Here is a 16145-nt window from a genome sequence, read left to right on the forward strand (position 1 = left end):
GGCATGCCCAGATTTCTACTGGATTGCCAGTTCTTGCGGGTGGTCTTTATGCGGCTTCAGACGTAGCCGGTGGAGCCGTCGGGCCGGATGGGGAGCACCCGCTCCCACCGCACGTAGTCGTCCGTCCCCAGCACCGACTCCTCGATCTCCACGCCCCAGCCCGGCGGATCAAGGTCCCAGCGAGGCTGCTTCGTCGACCGCGTCAGGAACTCGATCTGATCATCGTTCGTTGAGGTCGGCGGCACACAACCGATCTTCGAACGAGGAGAGCAAAGCCGTGGTCTTCAAACGCATGCTGGGTGCTCTCGGCGTCGGCGCGCCCTCGGTGGACACCGTCCTGTCCACCCCGCGCACCCGGCCGGGCGGGACCCTGGGAGGCGAGGTACGGCTCAAGGGCGGCGACTTCGACGCCGAGATCGAGCACATCACCCTCGGCCTGGTGGCCCGGGTGGAGATCGAGCACGGCGACATGGAGGGCTCCGGAGTCGGCGAGTTCTCCCGCGCCCAGGTCTCCGGTCCCTTCACGCTGCGCAAGGGCGAGGACCGCGTCGTCACCTTCCAGATCCCGGTGCCGTGGGAGACGCCCATCAGCGAGATCGGCGGGCAGCCGCTGACCGGCATGGCGCTGGGCGTGCGTACCGAGCTGGCCATCGCCAAGGCCGTCGACAAGGGCGACCTCGACATGATCGCCGTCGAGCCGCTGCCGTCCCAGCTGCGGATCCTGGAGGCGTTCCTGGATCTCGGCTTCCGGTTCAAGTCGGCCGACCTGGAGGTCGGGCGTCTGTACGGGGTGGACCAGGAGCTGCCGTTCTACCAGGAGATCGAGTTCCACCCGCCGGCCCAGCACCGAGGGGTCGTGGGGGAGGTCGAGGTCACCTTCGTCACCACCCCCGACGGGCTCGTGGTGGTCCTGGAGGCCGACAAGCGGGCCGGCCGCTACTCGGGCGACGCGATCGGCCACTTCACGATCAGTCACGAGGACGCCCTGCGTACCGACTGGCCCGGCGAGATCAGCCGCTGGTTGTCCGGCCTGTCCCAGTACGGCCCCGCCCACGGCTACGTCGGCCACCACGACCGTGGCCACGGCGGCGGTGCCGGCCTCGGTGCGATGGCCGCGGCAGGCGCCCTGGGCGTGGCGGGCGGCCTCGTGGCGGGCGAGGTCGTCGAGGAAGTCGTCGAGGAGTTCTTCGAGGGCGGCGACGAGTGGTGACCCGCGGCTCGCTTCTCATGCGATCGCCCAGGATGATGACACGGTAGAAGCGTTCATCTACTGGCTGGGCGACGCTTGGACGAGCACAGCCGCACCTGCTGCGTGAGCACGTGCCTGGCGCCGCCCAGGTTCCCATGCAGTTGCAGGCAGCCGGCGATGGCATCTGCGGCGGCCTCAACAGCGCACTCGAGGCCGCCGCAGACGCCCGCGGCGAGACCATGCCGTTCAAGTGCTCGTATGGCATGGTCGATGGCACGACCGTGATCTCCCAGCTGGTGGGACGCCTTCCCGTCGAGACAGTCCGGGAGCGCTGTGAGTCCTGGGTGAATGGCCCGGCCGCCGCAATGATCAAGCAGCCACTCGGTCTCGCCGGCGCCACCGCTTGGGAGGCTCACTACAACGGCACCCCGTCCTTCGCGTACCGCTTCCATGACCAGATTGGCCCGTGCCAGACCGGGCGGCTGGACGTCTACCAGTGCTGGCCGTACGGCGCGGGACTGCGGGTAGGCCCAGGTGGCGGGCCACCTCAGCACGTGGCCGACCACGGACCTGTTCCCGCGTTACTTCTGACCGCCGAGCCTGACGGTCTCGGGGAGGGCGCCGTTCCAGGCGGGGCCGTGGACGTACGCCAGGTCGGCCTCCATGCGGGCGGCGACGTCCTGGAGCGCGGGCAGGACGTCGCGTATCAGGTCGGCGGGGGTGGCACGGCTGGCGTGCGTGGCGACGTTCACCGCCGCGACCACTCGCCCGGCGCGGTCCCTGATGGGCACCGCCAGCGAGCGAACGCCCTCCTCCAGCTCCTGGTCGACCAGGGCGTACCCGTCCGCGGCGGCCTGCCGCACCACCGCCTTGAGCTCGGCGGTGGTGGTGATGGTGTGCCGGGACAGCGGCTTGGGGGTGATGGCGTCCAGCCGCTCCTCCGGCTGCCCGGCCAGGAGCACCCGACCCATCGAGGTGGCGTACGCGGGGAAGCGGGTGCCGACGGTGATGTCGACGCTCATGATGCGCTGGGTCGGCACGCGGGCCAGGTAGACGATGTCGTCGCCGGACAACACGGCGACCGAGGCGGACTCGTGGACGCGGGCCACCAGGTCGGCCAGGTGCGGCTGTACGACGGCGCGGAAGGCACGTCCGGACAGGTGGGCGTACCCGAGCTCCAGCACCTTGGGCTGCAGCACGAAGCGGGAGCCTTCGGCGGCCACGTAGCCGAGCCGTTCCAGCGTCTGGATGGCGCGGCGCACGGTCGCCCGCGGCTGCCCGGTGACCCTGGCCGCGTCGGCCAGGGTCAAGCCGCCCGGCGCGGTGCCGAGCGAGACCAGCACGGCCAGGCCGCGGGCGAGCGACTGCAGGTAGCCGGCGCCCAGCTCCTTCTTGGCCGCCCGGGAGGCGTCCTCGGCGGCGACCTCCCTGCGCGGCTCGAGGGCGGGCCGGGCCAGCGCCGCCTCCATCTCCGCGACCGCCTTGAGCAGGCGGGGCAGGGCGTGCTCGCGCAGCCCGGTGACGGTGTGCCTGCTGGTGTGGCTGACCACGCTGACCGCGCACACCGGCGTGCCGTCGCGGTCCCGTACGGGCACCGCTACCGCCACCAGGCCCGGCTCGACGAGCTGGTCGTCCTCGGCCCACGGCGCCGACGGGTCGAGCAGCGCGAGCCCGGCCGCGCACCGGTCGGCGGGCAGCACGTCCCCCACCCGGAAGGCCACGGACATGGTGCGCCGCCGGGTGAACTGGCCGATGAAGCGCACCGCGCCACCGTCCCGGACGGCCAGCGACACCGACTCGTCGAGGTCCTCGGCCAGCCGCTCGGCGAACGGGGACAGCACGTCCCGCAGGCCGCCGCAGGCGAGGTACGCCTCCCCCAGTTCCATGAGGCGCGGCGCCAGCTGCACCTCGCGCCCGTCCAGCCGGAGGTAGCCGAGATGCGCGAGCGTGGCCAGCACGCGGTCCACTGTGGACCTGGCCAGGCCGGTCGCGCGGACCAGGTCGGTGGGGCCCAGACGGCGGCGCGGGTCGCCGGCCAGCACGCGCAGCACGGCCAGGCCGCGGTCCAGGGTTCCGGCCGGTTCCATCGCCCACCCCTCGAGATCCTTTGACAGGAGCGCCTCTCATTACAGATACTCGACCACACAATAGTGGACAAAAGTTCACTATGCGAACACTCCCGGTGAATGGAGCGTCGTGCGGAGAGACAAAGTGGTCGCGACCGCCGAGGAGGCGCTGGCCGGCGTGCGTGACGGCGCGTCGTTCGCGGTCGGCGGCTTCGGGCTGAGCGGCATCCCCAACGTGCTGATCCAGGCCCTCTACAACACCGGGGTGACAGGCATCGCCGTGGTGTCGAACAACTGCGGCGTCGACGGCGGCGGCCTCGGCGTGCTGCTCGCGGCCGGGCGCATCGCCCGGGTGACGGCGTCGTACATCGGCGAGAACAAGGAGTTCGCCCGGCAGTACCTCGGGGGCGAGCTGGAGGTGGAGCTGACCCCTCAGGGCAGCCTCGCCGAGCGGCTGCGCGCGGGCGGCAGCGGCATTCCCGCCTTCTACACGCCGGCCGGGGTCGGCACGCCGGTGGCCGAGGGCGGCCTGCCGCTGCGCCACAACCCGGACGGCTCGATCGCGGTCGCCTCGCCACCCAAGGAGGTCCGCGAGTTCGGCGGCCGCCCGTACGTGCTGGAGTACGGCATCACGACGGACTTCGCGCTGGTCCGTGCGGCGAAGGGCGACCGGCACGGCAACCTGGTCTTCAACAAGGCCGCCAGGAACTTCAACCCGCTCGCCGCCATGGCGGGGCGGACCACGATCGCCGAGGTCGAGGAGCTGACCGAGCTGGACCCGGACGAGGTGCACCTGCCCGGCGTCTTCGTCCAGCGCGTGCTCCCGCTCACCCCCGAACAGGCCGCGGACAAGGGCATCGAACGGCGCACGATTTCCGCGCCTTCGGCACGAGGGACGGTGCGCTCATGAGCTGGACGCGTGACGAGATGGTGGCCCGCGCCGCGGCCGAGCTGCGTGACGGCGACTACGTCAACCTGGGCATCGGCCTGCCCACCCGCATCCCGTCCTTCCTGCCGGCCGACGTGGACGTGATCCTGCACTCGGAGAACGGCATCCTCGGCGTCGGCCCCTACCCGGCCGAGGACGAGGTCGACCCCGACCTGATCAACGCGGGCAAGGAGACGGTGACCGTGCGGGACGGGGCGGCGTTCTTCGACTCCTCGCTGTCGTTCGGCATGATCCGCGGCGGGCACATCGACGTGGCCGTGCTGGGCGCGATGCAGGTCTCGGCCGGTGGCGACCTGGCCAACTGGGTGGTTCCAGGGAAGCTGGTCAAGGGTATGGGCGGGGCGATGGACCTGGTCCACGGCGCGCGCAAGGTCATCGTGATCATGGACCACACCGCCAAGGACGGCTCACCGAAGATCGTCAAGGAGTGCTCGCTGCCGCTCACCGGCAAGGCGTGCGTCCACCGGATCATCACCGACCTCGGCGTGCTCGACGTCACCGCAGACGGGTTGCGGCTGGTGGAGTGCGCGCCGGGCGTGAGCGTGGAAGAGCTGCGGGACCGTACGGAAGCCGAGGTGCTGGCATGAACACCGTCTACATCGTCGACGCCGTCCGCACGCCCTTCGGCCGGCACGGCGGAGCGCTGGCCGGCGTCCGCCCCGACGATCTGGCCGCCCACGTCGTCGCGGCCATCGCCGAGCGCAACGACGTGGCCGCCCCCGACGAGGTGATCTTCGGCAACGCCAACGGCGCGGGCGAGGAGAACCGCAACGTCGCCCGCATGGCCGCGCTGCTGGCCGGCCTGCCGGTGACCACCCCGGGCGCGACCGTGAACCGGCTGTGCGGCTCCGGCATGGAGGCCGTGATCCAGGCGTACCGGATGATCGCGCTCGGCGACGCGTCCACCGTGATCGCCGGCGGCGTGGAGTCCATGACCCGCGCCCCCTGGGTGCTGCCCAAGCCGGACCGGGCCTTCCCGGCGGGCGGGCAGGAGCTGGTGTCCACCACGCTCGGCTGGCGGCTGGTCAACCCGAAGATGCCGGCCGAGCACACCGTGCCGCTCGGCGAGGGCGCGGAGCTGATCGCCGAAAAGCATGGCATCACGCGGGCGGAGCAGGACGCGTACGCGCTGGCCAGCCACCAGAAGGCGGCCAAGGCGTCCTTCGACCGCGAGATCGTCCCGGTCGGCGACGTGACCAGGGACGAGGGCATCCGTGAGGACACCTCGCTGGAGAAGCTCGCCCGGCTCAAGCCGGTCTTCCGCAAGGACGGCACGGTCACCGCGGGCAACTCCTCCCCGCTCAACGACGGCGCGGCGGCGTTGCTGCTCACCGACGAGGCCGGGCTGCGCGGCCGCGAGCCGCTGGCGCGGATCACCGCGGGCGCCGCCAGCGCGCTCGAACCCCGCTATTTCGGGCTCGGGCCGGTCGAAGCCGCCCAGAAGGCCCTCGCGAAGGCGGGCAGGTCGTTCGGCGACCTGGACACGGCCGAGCTCAACGAGGCCTTCGCCGCCCAGGTGCTCGGCTGCCTGGCCGAGCTCCCCGATCTCGACCCCGCCATCGTCAACCCGAACGGCGGCGCGATCGCGCTCGGCCACCCCCTCGGCGCCTCCGGCGCCCGCGTCACCGGCACCGTGGCGCACCGCCTGGCGGCAGCCGGCTCCGGCACCGGCCTGGCTTGTCTCTGCATCGGCGTCGGCCAGGGTCTGGCCGTCGTACTGGAAAGGTAGGCTCCATGACCCCACCGACCCCACCCCTCACCCAGGCGGACATCGATCGCGAGATCGAGGAGCTGCACAAAGCCGGCGACGGTCAGGAGGCGAACCACCCGCCGCGTGACTTCGCCCCCTACCGCAGCAGCGTGCTGCGCCACCCCAAGCAGCCGCTGATCCCGGTGAAGGACCCGGAGGCGACCGAGCTGTCCGGTCCCGTCTTCGGTGTCACCGACGTCACCGCGCTCGACGCGGACCTGACCAAGCAGCACCTCGGCGAGCCGCTCGGTGAGCGGATCACCGTGCAGGGGCGGGTGCTCGACCGCTCGGGCCGGCCGGTACGCGGCCAGCTGGTGGAGGTCTGGCAGGCCAACGCCTCCGGCCGCTACCTGCACCAGCGTGACGACCATCCCGCGCCGCTGGACCCCAACTTCACCGGGGTGGGCCGGTGCCTGACCGACGACGAGGGCCGTTACGCGTTCACCACGATCAAGCCGGGCGCGTACCCGTGGCGCAACCACGTCAACGCCTGGCGTCCCGCGCACATCCACTTCTCGGTGTTCGGCACGGCCTTCACGCAGCGGCTGGTCACGCAGATGTACTTCCCGAACGATCCGCTGTTCGCCTACGACCCGGTGCTGCAGTCGGTGACGGACGAGCGGGCCAGGCAACGGCTCGTGGGCGCCTACGACCACGACCTGTCGGTGCCCGAATGGTCCCTGGGCTACCGGTGGGACATCGTGCTGGACGGGCCGGCGGCGACCTGGATGGAGGAGGGCCGATGAACCCCACGCCTTCGCAGACCGTGGGCCCGTTCTACGGTTACGCGCTGCCGTTCCCCGGCGGCGGGGACGTGGCCGCCGGCGGGATCACCGTCCAGGGGTACGTGTACGACGGGGCCGGCGATCCGGTGCCGGACGCGCTGCTGGAGTTCTGGCAGGCCGACCCGTCCGGCGACCTGAGCGGGGCGCCCGGGACGTTGCGGCGGGATCCGGTGACCGGGGCGGTCATCGGGCGGCACGGGCTGGACTTCACCGGGTTCGGACGGGTGCCGACCGACGCCGACGGCCGGTACGCGCTGCACACGCTCATGCCCGGCAACGGGTACATCAGCGTGTGCGTGTTCGCCCGCGGCCTGCTCCACCACCTGTACACGCGCATCTACTTCGGCCAGGACCCCTTCCTGGACGCGCTTCCGCCGCACCGGCGGGACACGCTCGTCGCGGTCCGGGAGCGTGAGGACGTCTACCGGTTCGACATCCACCTGCAGGGCGAGAAGGAGACGGTCTTCCTTGACTTCGGGTGACGTGCCCGGCGCTGACCTCGGGCTGCTGTCGCCGATGCGGGGCGCGGCCGAGGAGACCGGTGACGTCGCCTTCCTGCGGGCCATGCTGGACGCCGAGGTGGCGCTGAGCCGGGCGCAGGCGGCGCTCGGCCTGGTGCCGCGGGAAGCGGCCGAGGCCGTGGCGGCCGCGGCGCGGGTGTCGGCGTTCGACCTGCCGGGGCTGGTCGAACGGGCTCGTTCCGGTGGCAATCCGGTGATCCCGCTGGTCGAGGACCTGCGCGAGGCGGCGTCGCCGTTCGGGGCGTACGTGCATCTGGGCGCGACCAGCCAGGACATCGTCGACACGGCGATCATGCTGGTCGCGCACCGTACGCTGGGTCCGGTCCTGGCGGACGTCGACCGGATCGTGGCCGCGCTCACCCGGCTGGCGGCCGAGCACCGCGACACGCCGATGGCGGCGCGGACGCTCACCCAGCAGGCGGTGCCGACCACGTTCGGGCTCAAGGCGGCGGGCTGGCGCAAGCTCGCCATCGACGCCCGCGCCCGCCTGCGTGCCGCCCGCGTGTCGCTCCCGGCCCAGCTCGGCGGCGCCGCCGGCACCCTGGCGGCCTTCCACCCCACCTCGTCCCCCACCACACCGACACCCGGCGGCACACACAGCGGCCCGGCACCCGGCGCCCTAGCGGCCGGTAGCGGCGGCAGCGCGGTGACGAGCAGCGCAGTCGGCGCCAGCACCGACACGACCGCGAACGGCAGCGCGGAAGCGAGCAGCCCCACCAGCGGCGGTGCGGCAGGCGGCGGCGCGGCAGGCGGCGGCGCGGCGGCCAGTGGCCCGACAGCCGGCGGCGCGGCGGGTGACGATGTGGGGTTGCGGCTTGTGGAGCGGTTTGCGGTGGAGGCCGGGCTGGCCGAGCCGCGGTTGCCGTGGCACGTGTTGCGGACCCCCGTCGCCGACCTGGCCGGGGCGCTGGCGTTCACGGCCGGGGCGCTGGGCAAGATGGCGGCCGATGTGCTCGTCCTGTCCCGTACCGAGATCGGCGAGGTGTCCGAGGGCGTCGGCGGCGGGTCGTCGTCGATGCCGCACAAGCACAACCCCGTCAGAGCCACGATGATCGCCACCACCGCCCGCCAGCTCCCCGCGCTGGCGGCCATCCTGTACGGCGGGCTCGCCGCCGAGGACGAGCGCCCGTCGGGCGCCTGGCACGCGGAATGGCAGCCGCTGCGCGAGGCGCTGCGCCTGGTGGCCGGGGCCGCCCGCGACGCCGCCGAACTGGTCGCGGACCTGCGCGTGCACCCGGAGCGCATGCGCGCCAACCTGACCCTGTCCGGCTCGACGGGCTCGGCACGGGCCCTCGTCGACCGGGCGCTGGAGGAGGAATGACGATGTTGCAGCACCGGCTGGACGGCCCGGAGAACGGCGAGCCGCTGATCCTGGGGCCGTCGGTGGGCACGTCCCTGCGCGTGTGGGAGCCGCAGCTGGCCGCACTCGCGCGGCGGTTCCGGGTGCTCAGGTTCGACCTGCCCGGCCACGGCGGCTCGCCGGCGACCCCGCTGAGCTCGATCGACGACCTGGCGGGCATGGTGCTGGAGCTGGCCGGCGCGCAGGGTTTCGACGGTTTCCACTACGCCGGCATCTCCATCAGCGGCGCGATCGGCGCCGCCCTCGCGCTCGGTCACCCCGACCGGGTGCGGTCCCTCGCCATGATCTGTTCCTCCACCAGGTTCGGCGAGCCGCAGGCGTGGCGGGACCGGGCGCGGCTGGTCCGCGCCGAGGGCACGGCGCCGCTGCTGGAGGCCACGGCCACGCGCTGGTTCGCCGGACCCCCCGACCCGGCGCTGCTGGACGACCTGGCGACCGTCGACCCCGAAGGGTATGCCGCCTGCTGCGACGCCCTGTCGGCCTACGACCTGCGCGATGCGCTGACGGCGATCAAGGCGCCCACCCTGGTCGTGGCCGGACGGGACGACCCGGCGACGCCGCCCGCCCACGCCAGGCAGCTGGCCGACGGCATCACCGGCGCCACGCTCGTCGAGATCGCCGGGGCCGCCCACCTGGCCAACGTCGACCAGCCGGAACGTGTCACGGCCGCGCTCCTCGCGCACCTGCCCGCCGTGCCGGGCATGCGGGTGCGGCGCGAGGTGCTCGGGGACGCGCACGTGGATCGGGCGATCGCCCGCACCACCCCCTTCACCAGGGACTTCCAGGACTTCATCACCCGTTACGCATGGGGCGAGATCTGGACCAGGCCGGGCCTGGACCGCCGTACCCGCAGTTGCGTGACGCTCACCGCGCTCGTCGCCCACGGCCACCTGGAGGAGCTGGCCATGCACGTACGCGCCGCGCTGCGCAACGGGCTGACCCCCGACGAGATCGGCGAGGTGCTCCTGCAGACCGCCGTCTACTGCGGTGTGCCGGCCGCCAACGCCGCCTTCGCGGTCGCCCAGCGGGTCCTGGCCGAGACCGCGCCCACGGAGTGACACGGGGATCATCGGCCCACCGCGGGCTCCTAGCGCGTCAGCGGATCGGGACGAAAGGCAGGACGTAGACAGAATGTAACCAAATCCCTGCATTCGTACGTGTATTCTGCCCGTATGGGGGGTTTGGAGCTGCTTTTCTGTTCACGATTCGTGATCGTGAGGATGGGCTGAGGCGGTGCGGGAGGAGGCAGCCTCGCCTTCCGGCTCGTCGCCCCTGGATGAGCTGCTGATCGAGGCCGTGGCCGGCACGGGCGCCCACATCGGCGCCGTCTATCTCCTGGACGGTGACGGCGAGATCCTGCTGATGGACGCGCAGGTGGGCATGCCCGCCGCGGTCGCCCGCGCGTGGGCGAGGGTCAGGACGAACGACCACGTGCCGATCGCCGTGGCGGTGCGCGACGGACACATGATCTGGCTGGCCGACCGGGAGCACATGGCCCGCGCGTTCCCGACGTCGGCGGTCCTGCTGCCGTACCACTACGCCGCGGCGATCTCCCCGATCCGCACCGATGACACCGTCTGGGGCGGGCTCGTGCTGTTGTGGCCGGCCGGCCCGGCGACCAGGCTCAGCCGGCGTCTGCGCACCACCATCAACGCGACCTGCGCCCGGATGGGGGAAGCGCTCATGGAGGCGGCCGAGAAGGGCCGTCCGATCACGCCCGGGCCCAGGCCCCGGGTTCTGAATCCCCGTCGCGTGCACCCGGCGGAGCCGAGCGCGCAGGTGAGGGCGTTGGAGTGCGTCAACCGGCTACCCGAGGGGTATTGCTCGCTGGACGTGGAGGGCCGCGTGACCTTCCTCAGCGCGCCGGCCGCGGAGCTGCTCGGCAGCTGCTCGTCCGAGCTGCTCGGCGCACGCCTGTGGAAGGCGCTGCCGTGGATGGAGAACTCGATCTTCGAGGATCGTCACCGTGCCGCCGTCTTCAGCCGGCAGGTCACCTCGTTCACCGCCCGCAACCCCGTGGGGCAGCTGCTGTCCTTCCGGCTGTTCCCCGGCGTGTCCGGCATCACGGTACGCATCTCGCCCGACTCGGCGGGCCGCGACCTGCTCCGCCGGGTTCCGGAGACCGGGGCCGACCGGCCCACCCGGGTCATCGCCCTGCACGAGATGCTGCACCTGGCGACCACCCTCGCCCGGGCGGTGACCGCGCAGGAGGTGATCGACCTCGTCGCCGACCACGTCATGCCCGTCTACAACGTGCAGGCTCTGGCCATCCTCACGTCGACGGGCGACAGGATGCGCGTGGCCGCCTCGCGCGGCTACAGCCGCCAGGCCGTCGAGGAGTTCGACGGGCGTCCGGTGATCCCGCCGGTTGGTGAGCGCCGCCCGAACAACGCCGGGAAGCCGGCCTTCTTCTCCTCCTGGGACGAGCTCCGCGCGACCTACCCGGACGCCATCCGCTCCGACGACATGTCCGCGTGGGCGTTCCTGCCGCTGGTCACGTCCGGGCGGCCGATCGGCACCTGCATCCTGGCCTACGACCGTCCGCACCACTTCAGCACCGACGAGCGCGCCACGCTGACCGCGCTCGCCGGGCTGATGGCGCAGGCGTTCGAGCGGGCCCGGCTCTACGACGTCAAGCACCAGCTGGCCCAGTGCCTGCAGTCGAGCCTGCTGCCGCACACGCTGCCCGAGATGCCCGGCCTGGAGCTGGCCGCCCGGTACGTGCCCGCCACCCCCGGCATGGACATCGGCGGCGACTTCTACGACCTGATCCGGCTGAGCGACACCGTGGCCGCCGCGGTCATCGGCGACGTGCAGGGCCACGACGTCACCGCCGCCGCCCTCATGGGGCAGGTGCGCACCGCCATCCACGCCCACGCCACCGCCGGCGCCAGCCCCGGCGAGGTGCTCGCGCACACCAACCGCCTGCTCATCGAGCTGGCCCCGGACCGGTTCACCAGCTGCCTGTACGTCAGCCTCGACCTGGAGCGGCACAGCGCCTGCCTGGCCAGCGCGGGCCACCTTCCGCCGCTGCTCGCCCTCCCCGGCAGGGCCGCCCGGATCATCGACACCTCACCGGGCCTGCTGCTCGGCATCGACCCGAAGGCCGAGTACGCCACCACGGAGCTGGCCCTGCCGCCCGGATCCGTGCTGACCCTCTACACCGACGGCCTCATCGAGGAGCCGGGCCTCGACCTGGGCCAGTCGATCGCGGGCCTGGCCGAGCGCTTCACCCTGTCCCCGGACCTGCCCCTGCACGACCTGGCGGAGTCCCTCATCGAGGAGGCCACCGTGGACCAGCGTGGGGATGACATCGCGCTGCTGCTCCTGCGTGACGCCACCCGGCAGGTCAGCGTACGGGGGTGAGGCGCAGCACCGCCTTGCGCGACGACAACGACACGAGCCGGAAATGGATGCCGCTCACCGTGGCGGACCCGCCCTTGGTGAACGACCCTGCCGTCGCCACGCCCGGCCCGGCGCCCTTCACGGACACGCGGTCGGCGGTGAAGCCGACCGACAGCCGGGTGATGCCGAAGCGGGAGCTGACCCGGAACGACACACGCTTGGTGATGGTCAGCTTGCAGCTGCCGTCGAAGCAGGCACGCAGGTTCGGCTTGGCCGTGGACAGGGGCGACGCGGACGCCGGCACGGCCGGGGCGAGGCTGATGACGGACGCGGCGACGACCAGAGCGGTGGTGATCCTGGGGGGCATGATCCTCCTCATGCGGTACGAAGCGGCCACCCCGGTGAGTGTGCCCGGATTTGCCGGGACCCCGTCGCGAATCGCTGATCTTTCTGTGCCACGGCGTCAGCGGCGGCTGCGGAGGCGGCCGGCGAACGCGGCGGCGAGCATGGCGGCCGGGGCGATGACCAGCAGGAGGGCGAGCACGGCGTAGCCGTGGGCGAGGGTGGCGGCCGTGGCGACGGCGGCCACGAGGAGCGGGCCGCCGGCGTCGCCCAGCTCGCGGCCGAGCTCGGCCGTGCCCATGGTCTGGCCGAGGCGCTCGTGCGGCGTGGAGGCGGCCAGGGCGGCGAACCCGAGCGGGGTGATCAGTCCCGTGCCCGCCCCGATGAGCACGGCCGAGGCGAGCACCCCCGCCAGGCCCGGCACCATCGCCAGGGCCAGGCCGGCGGCGCTGATCGCGAGGCCGGCAGCGAGGCCGGCGCGGGTCGTGATCCGGCCGGCGTCCAGGGCGCGCCCGGCGGCCGGTTGCACGACGGCGGCGCAGGCGGCGAGGACCGACACCGCGGCCCCGGTGGCGACGGGGCCGAGGCCCGCGGCCGCGCCGGAGACCGGCAGGAAGCCGACGCCGACCGACAGCGCGGCGGTGGCGGCCGCCAGTGCGGCCGTGGGCTGCCAGAACGCCCGGTCGGCCAGGCGGCGCGCGAGGTCGAGCACGGTCTGGCGGGCTCTGGGCAGGGGCGGCACCCGTGGCACCGCGAGCGCGGCCCACACCGCGACGGCGGCCGCGAGCACCGCCATCACCGCGAACAGCAGCCGCAATCCTCCTGCCCACACCAGCACGCCGCCGAGCAGCGGGCCCAGCGTGTAGCCGATGCTCTTGTAGAAGCCGTAGCCGCCGAACGCGCGGCCGTGCCCGGTGGCCGGGGTGAGCCTGGCGACCAGGGTGGAGGCCGACGGGGAGAACGCCGAGGCGGCGGCGCCCTGCCCGAGCCGGGCGGCCCAGAGGGCGGCGGGGTTGTCGGCGAGCGCGTACAGGCCCGAGGCGCAGGCGAAGGCGACCAGGCCGCCCAGCAGCACCGGGCGGGCGCCGATCCGGTCCGCCAGGGTGCCGAAGAGCGGCTTGAGCAGGACTTCTGCGCCGTCGTACAGCGCCAGCAGGCCACCCAGGACCAGCAGCGACGTCACCGCGTCCGGGGAGCCGCCGAGACTGGCCGCGACGCCGTGCGCGCCGAACGCGGTGGTGAAGCCGGCCGCGTAGAGCGGCCACATCCGCCCGCGGGGTGTGGGCGGCGCCTGAGCGAGCGGCGCCGTCATCCGCGCCGGTCCGCGGACGGCGTCGGACGGCGAACGGCTGGTGACGCCGTCATCCGGACTCCCCCGGTGTCTGGTGGAGTGCGGCGAAGACGCGTTCGGCGTAGTCCTCGCAGGCCACCGTGCACGCCGCCAGCCGCTGGGCGGCCTCCTTGGCCTCCGGGGTGCCGAACACGTCGCGCGCGCTCAGGGCGCGGTGCCAGCGCCGCAGCCGCTCCAGCGACTGCTCCTCCTCTTCCAGCTCCGCCAGCGTGAACTTGGCCTGCCGGATCTCCTTGGCCAGCTCCTCCTCGTACTTGCCGCAGTCGGCGAGGAACTCGGCCCAGTCGTCCCGGCGGGCGGCCGCGAACATGGCCTGCAGGCGCTCGGAGTCGGCGGGTGTGCGCCCGGCCGCCTCCAGCACCACGGCCTCTCCCCCGGCCGTGCCGGCGAGCTCGACCGCACGGGCCAGCCCGTCGGCGAAGACCGGCACGTCGGGCACCGTCCAGGCGCCCAGCCCCAGGGACACGGCCCCGAGCCGGCGCAGCTCCCGCCACAACGCGACCCGGTGCCGTGACGGACCGGCGGGCAGCCGGACGAGCAGCACCACCCACTGCACTGTCACAACAGTGAATGTATCAGCTGTTACATCGCGCTTGTCATACGGTGTCGGCGATGTGGTTGGCGGCGACGTAGCCGAAGGTCATGGCCGGTCCGAGGGTCGAGCCGGCGCCGGCGTAGCTGTGGCCCATGACGGCGGCGCTGGCGTTGCCGGCGGCGTACAGGCCGGGGATGACCGAGCCGTCCGCGCGCAGTACGCGTGCCCGCGCGTCCGTGAGCATCCCGCCCTTCGTCCCGAGATCCCCAGGAACGATCTTGAACGCGTAGAACGGCGGCAGCCACAGGGGCGCCAGGCAGGGGTTCGGTTTGACGGCCGGGTCGGCATAGTAACGGTCGTAGGCGCTGTCGCCGCGGTGGAAGTCGAGGTCCTTCCCGGTCGTCGCGAACCCGTTGAAGCGGGTGACCGTGCCGCGTAACGCCGCCGCCGGCACGCCGATCCGCTGCGCCAATTGCTCGATGGTCCACGCCTTGTGCGCGGCGCCGCTGTCGTACCAGGAGTCCGGCAGCGGCAGGAGCGGGGCGATGTCCTTGAACAGGTAGCGGTTGCGGTACTGCTGGTCGACGATCAGCCAGGCGGGGATGTGCGGGGCGGAGGGCGTGTTGCGGTCGTACATGACGTGCACCACGTCGCTGTAGGGCGCTCCCTCGTTGACGAAGCGCACGCCGTTGCCGTTGACCATGATGCAGCCCGGCAGGGTGCGCTCGGCCAGGCAGAAGTACGCCTCGCCGGGCAGCGGGATCGCGGGCCCCCACCAGGCGTCGTCCATCAGGCCGAGCGCCGCCCCCGCGCGCTCGCCGGCCTCGATGCCGTCACCGGTGTTCTCCTTCGCGCCGACTGTCCAGCTCGTCCCGATGGGCTGGCGCTGGAACTCGGCCCGCATGGCCGCGCTGTGCTCGAACCCGCCCGAACCGATGATGACGCCGCGGGTCGCCTTGATCACGGTCTGCGTGCCGTTCCTCGACACGACGACGCCGGTCGCGCGGCCGCCCTCGATGCGCAGGTCGGTGAGCGGGGTGTTGAGCCACACCGGCACCCCGGCCGCGAGCAGTCCGGCACGCAGCCCGCCGGCCAGGGCCTGGCCCATGGTCAGGGGCTTCTCGCCGCGCAGCGCGGCCTCGGTGCCCCTCAGCAGGCAGGCGGCGGCCACCTCCGTTCCCTTCAGGTTGACGGTGCTGAGCGTGAGCCACTTGTAGTCGGCGCTGAAGACGACCATGCCTGCCGGCGTGGGGATGTAGGAGGGGTTGAGCCGGTCCAGCTCCGCGCCAAGGACGCGGCCGTCGAGCTGGTCGGGCTCGATGGAGCGCCCGTTCGGCAGGCCGCCGGGGAACTCCGGATAGTAGTCGGAGTAGCCCTCCATGAACCGGAACCGCAGCGGGCTGTTGCGCATGACGAACGAGATCATGGGCGGGCCGGCGGCCAGGAACGCCTGCTGCCGGTCGACCGGCACGGTGTCGCCGACGACGCGGGCGAGGTAGGCAGCGGCCTTGGCGGGGGTGTCCGGCACCCCGGCGGCCAGGATGACCTCGTTGTTCGGGATCCAGATGCCGGCGCCGGAGCGGGCGGCCGACCCGCCGAAGGTCGGCGCCTTCTCCACCACGACCGTGCGCAGGCCGCGCTTGGCCGCGGTCAGCGCCGCGGTCATGCCCGCGGCGCCGGCCCCGACCACGACGACGTCGTACTCGATCGCGGCGCGGGCGGGGGCGGCGCCCAGCGCCGCGCCCGTCACCAGCGCGCCGCCGGCGACGGCGGCCCCACGCAGCAGCGTGCGCCGGCTGGGACCCCCGGGGGCAGGGTTGGTGTGCGTCGCATCGGCCATGGCGGGTCGATCCCTTCGCTCGTGGGGCGTTCACATGGCGTACGAAGCGGGCCATGGGGCGCTGGGGCCTCATGGCCGTGATCGCCACTCGAAGGATCACACCGCATCATGA

The 16145-nt window shown here is 72.9% G+C and carries 15 protein-coding genes; 9 read left to right on the forward strand and 6 right to left on the reverse strand.

The annotated features are described in order from the left end of the window. Positions 1 to 56 precede the first annotated feature (56 nt). Positions 57 to 245, reverse strand: a complete 189-nt coding sequence (locus tag EDD27_RS25525) for a hypothetical protein (protein ID WP_127934631.1) — start codon at positions 243 to 245, stop codon at positions 57 to 59. 32 nt (positions 246 to 277) lie between these two features. On the opposite strand from EDD27_RS25525, the gene EDD27_RS25530 reads away from it, so the two are divergent. After that, positions 278 to 1210 carry a sporulation protein gene (locus tag EDD27_RS25530; protein ID WP_127934632.1) on the forward strand — a complete coding sequence of 311 codons (933 nt, stop codon included), beginning with the start codon at positions 278 to 280 and terminating at the stop codon, positions 1208 to 1210. 560 nt (positions 1211 to 1770) lie between these two features. Here the strand turns inward: EDD27_RS25530 and EDD27_RS58385 are convergent. Then, positions 1771 to 3276 (reverse strand): IclR family transcriptional regulator domain-containing protein, encoded by a 1506-nt coding sequence (locus tag EDD27_RS58385; RefSeq protein WP_127934633.1) that lies wholly within the window; start codon positions 3274 to 3276, stop codon positions 1771 to 1773. A 109-nt stretch (positions 3277 to 3385) separates the two neighbouring features. Here EDD27_RS58385 and EDD27_RS25540 point away from each other — a divergent pair, with 109 nt between their 5' ends. The 8 genes from EDD27_RS25540 (at position 3386) to EDD27_RS25575 (ending at position 11986) form a co-directional block, all read left to right on the forward strand. Then, a complete protein-coding gene (locus tag EDD27_RS25540) occupies positions 3386 to 4165 on the forward strand; it encodes a CoA transferase subunit A (protein WP_127934634.1) in 780 nt (259 codons plus the stop codon). Then, the gene (locus tag EDD27_RS25545; RefSeq protein ID WP_127934635.1) at positions 4162 to 4791 is read left to right on the forward strand and encodes a CoA transferase subunit B; all 630 of its coding nucleotides are present in this window, start codon (positions 4162 to 4164) and stop codon (positions 4789 to 4791) included. The genes EDD27_RS25540 and EDD27_RS25545 overlap by 4 nt, the downstream gene beginning before the upstream one ends. Further along, positions 4788 to 5933 carry a thiolase family protein gene (locus EDD27_RS25550; protein WP_127934636.1) on the forward strand — a complete coding sequence of 382 codons (1146 nt, stop codon included), beginning with the start codon at positions 4788 to 4790 and terminating at the stop codon, positions 5931 to 5933. Before EDD27_RS25545 ends, EDD27_RS25550 begins: the two co-directional genes overlap by 4 nt. 5 nt (positions 5934 to 5938) lie before the next feature. Beyond that, entirely contained in the window at positions 5939 to 6700 is a 762-nt protein-coding gene (gene pcaH / locus EDD27_RS25555; RefSeq protein WP_127934637.1) for a protocatechuate 3,4-dioxygenase subunit beta, read from the forward strand. Continuing rightward, on the forward strand, positions 6697 to 7221 hold the full coding sequence (pcaG, locus tag EDD27_RS25560) for a protocatechuate 3,4-dioxygenase subunit alpha (protein ID WP_127934638.1): 525 nt from the start codon (positions 6697 to 6699) through the stop codon (positions 7219 to 7221). The genes pcaH and pcaG overlap by 4 nt, the downstream gene beginning before the upstream one ends. Beyond that, positions 7208 to 8581 (forward strand): lyase family protein, encoded by a 1374-nt coding sequence (locus EDD27_RS25565; protein ID WP_241564245.1) that lies wholly within the window; start codon positions 7208 to 7210, stop codon positions 8579 to 8581. The genes pcaG and EDD27_RS25565 overlap by 14 nt, the downstream gene beginning before the upstream one ends. 2 nt (positions 8582 to 8583) lie before the next feature. Further along, positions 8584 to 9678 (forward strand): bifunctional 3-oxoadipate enol-lactonase/4-carboxymuconolactone decarboxylase PcaDC, encoded by a 1095-nt coding sequence (gene pcaDC, locus EDD27_RS25570; protein WP_127940941.1) that lies wholly within the window; start codon positions 8584 to 8586, stop codon positions 9676 to 9678. A 175-nt stretch (positions 9679 to 9853) separates the two neighbouring features. Further along, positions 9854 to 11986, forward strand: a complete 2133-nt coding sequence (locus EDD27_RS25575; protein ID WP_127934639.1) for a SpoIIE family protein phosphatase — start codon at positions 9854 to 9856, stop codon at positions 11984 to 11986. Here EDD27_RS25575 and EDD27_RS25580 read toward each other — a convergent pair. From EDD27_RS25580 to kstD, 4 genes are all read right to left on the reverse strand, one after another. After that, positions 11970 to 12332 carry a hypothetical protein gene (locus EDD27_RS25580; protein ID WP_127934640.1) on the reverse strand — a complete coding sequence of 121 codons (363 nt, stop codon included), beginning with the start codon at positions 12330 to 12332 and terminating at the stop codon, positions 11970 to 11972. The genes EDD27_RS25575 and EDD27_RS25580 overlap by 17 nt on opposite strands. 96 nt (positions 12333 to 12428) lie before the next feature. Continuing rightward, positions 12429 to 13619: an MFS transporter gene (locus EDD27_RS25585; protein ID WP_241564246.1), complete on the reverse strand. Its 1191-nt coding sequence runs from the start codon at positions 13617 to 13619 to the stop codon at positions 12429 to 12431. Between the two features lie 49 nt (positions 13620 to 13668). Further along, positions 13669 to 14220: a Chromate resistance protein ChrB gene (locus tag EDD27_RS25590; RefSeq protein WP_127934641.1), complete on the reverse strand. Its 552-nt coding sequence runs from the start codon at positions 14218 to 14220 to the stop codon at positions 13669 to 13671. Positions 14221 to 14254: 34 nt separating this feature from the next. Next, positions 14255 to 16033, reverse strand: coding sequence for a 3-oxosteroid 1-dehydrogenase (gene kstD, locus EDD27_RS25595; protein ID WP_127934642.1), 1779 nt, complete (start codon positions 16031 to 16033; stop codon positions 14255 to 14257). Between the last annotated feature and the right edge of the window lie 112 nt (positions 16034 to 16145).

Source organism: Nonomuraea polychroma (assembly GCF_004011505.1).
In the GTDB taxonomy this organism is placed as follows: Bacteria; Actinomycetota; Actinomycetes; order Streptosporangiales; family Streptosporangiaceae; genus Nonomuraea; species Nonomuraea polychroma.

Excerpts from the sequence above, each read along its gene's own strand:
- EDD27_RS58385 (WP_127934633.1), bottom strand. The coding sequence starts at position 3,276 with ATGGAACCGGCCGGAACCCTGGACCGCGGCCTGGCCGTGCTGCGCGTG.
- EDD27_RS25545 (WP_127934635.1), top strand. The coding sequence starts at position 4,162 with ATGAGCTGGACGCGTGACGAGATGGTGGCCCGCGCCGCGGCCGAGCTG.
- EDD27_RS25550 (WP_127934636.1), top strand. The coding sequence starts at position 4,788 with ATGAACACCGTCTACATCGTCGACGCCGTCCGCACGCCCTTCGGCCGG.
- pcaH (WP_127934637.1), top strand. The coding sequence starts at position 5,939 with ATGACCCCACCGACCCCACCCCTCACCCAGGCGGACATCGATCGCGAG.
- pcaG (WP_127934638.1), top strand. The coding sequence starts at position 6,697 with ATGAACCCCACGCCTTCGCAGACCGTGGGCCCGTTCTACGGTTACGCG.
- pcaDC (WP_127940941.1), top strand. The coding sequence starts at position 8,584 with ATGTTGCAGCACCGGCTGGACGGCCCGGAGAACGGCGAGCCGCTGATC.
- EDD27_RS25580 (WP_127934640.1), bottom strand. The coding sequence starts at position 12,332 with ATGCCCCCCAGGATCACCACCGCTCTGGTCGTCGCCGCGTCCGTCATC.
- EDD27_RS25585 (WP_241564246.1), bottom strand. The coding sequence starts at position 13,619 with ATGACGGCGCCGCTCGCTCAGGCGCCGCCCACACCCCGCGGGCGGATG.
- kstD (WP_127934642.1), bottom strand. The coding sequence starts at position 16,033 with ATGGCCGATGCGACGCACACCAACCCTGCCCCCGGGGGTCCCAGCCGG.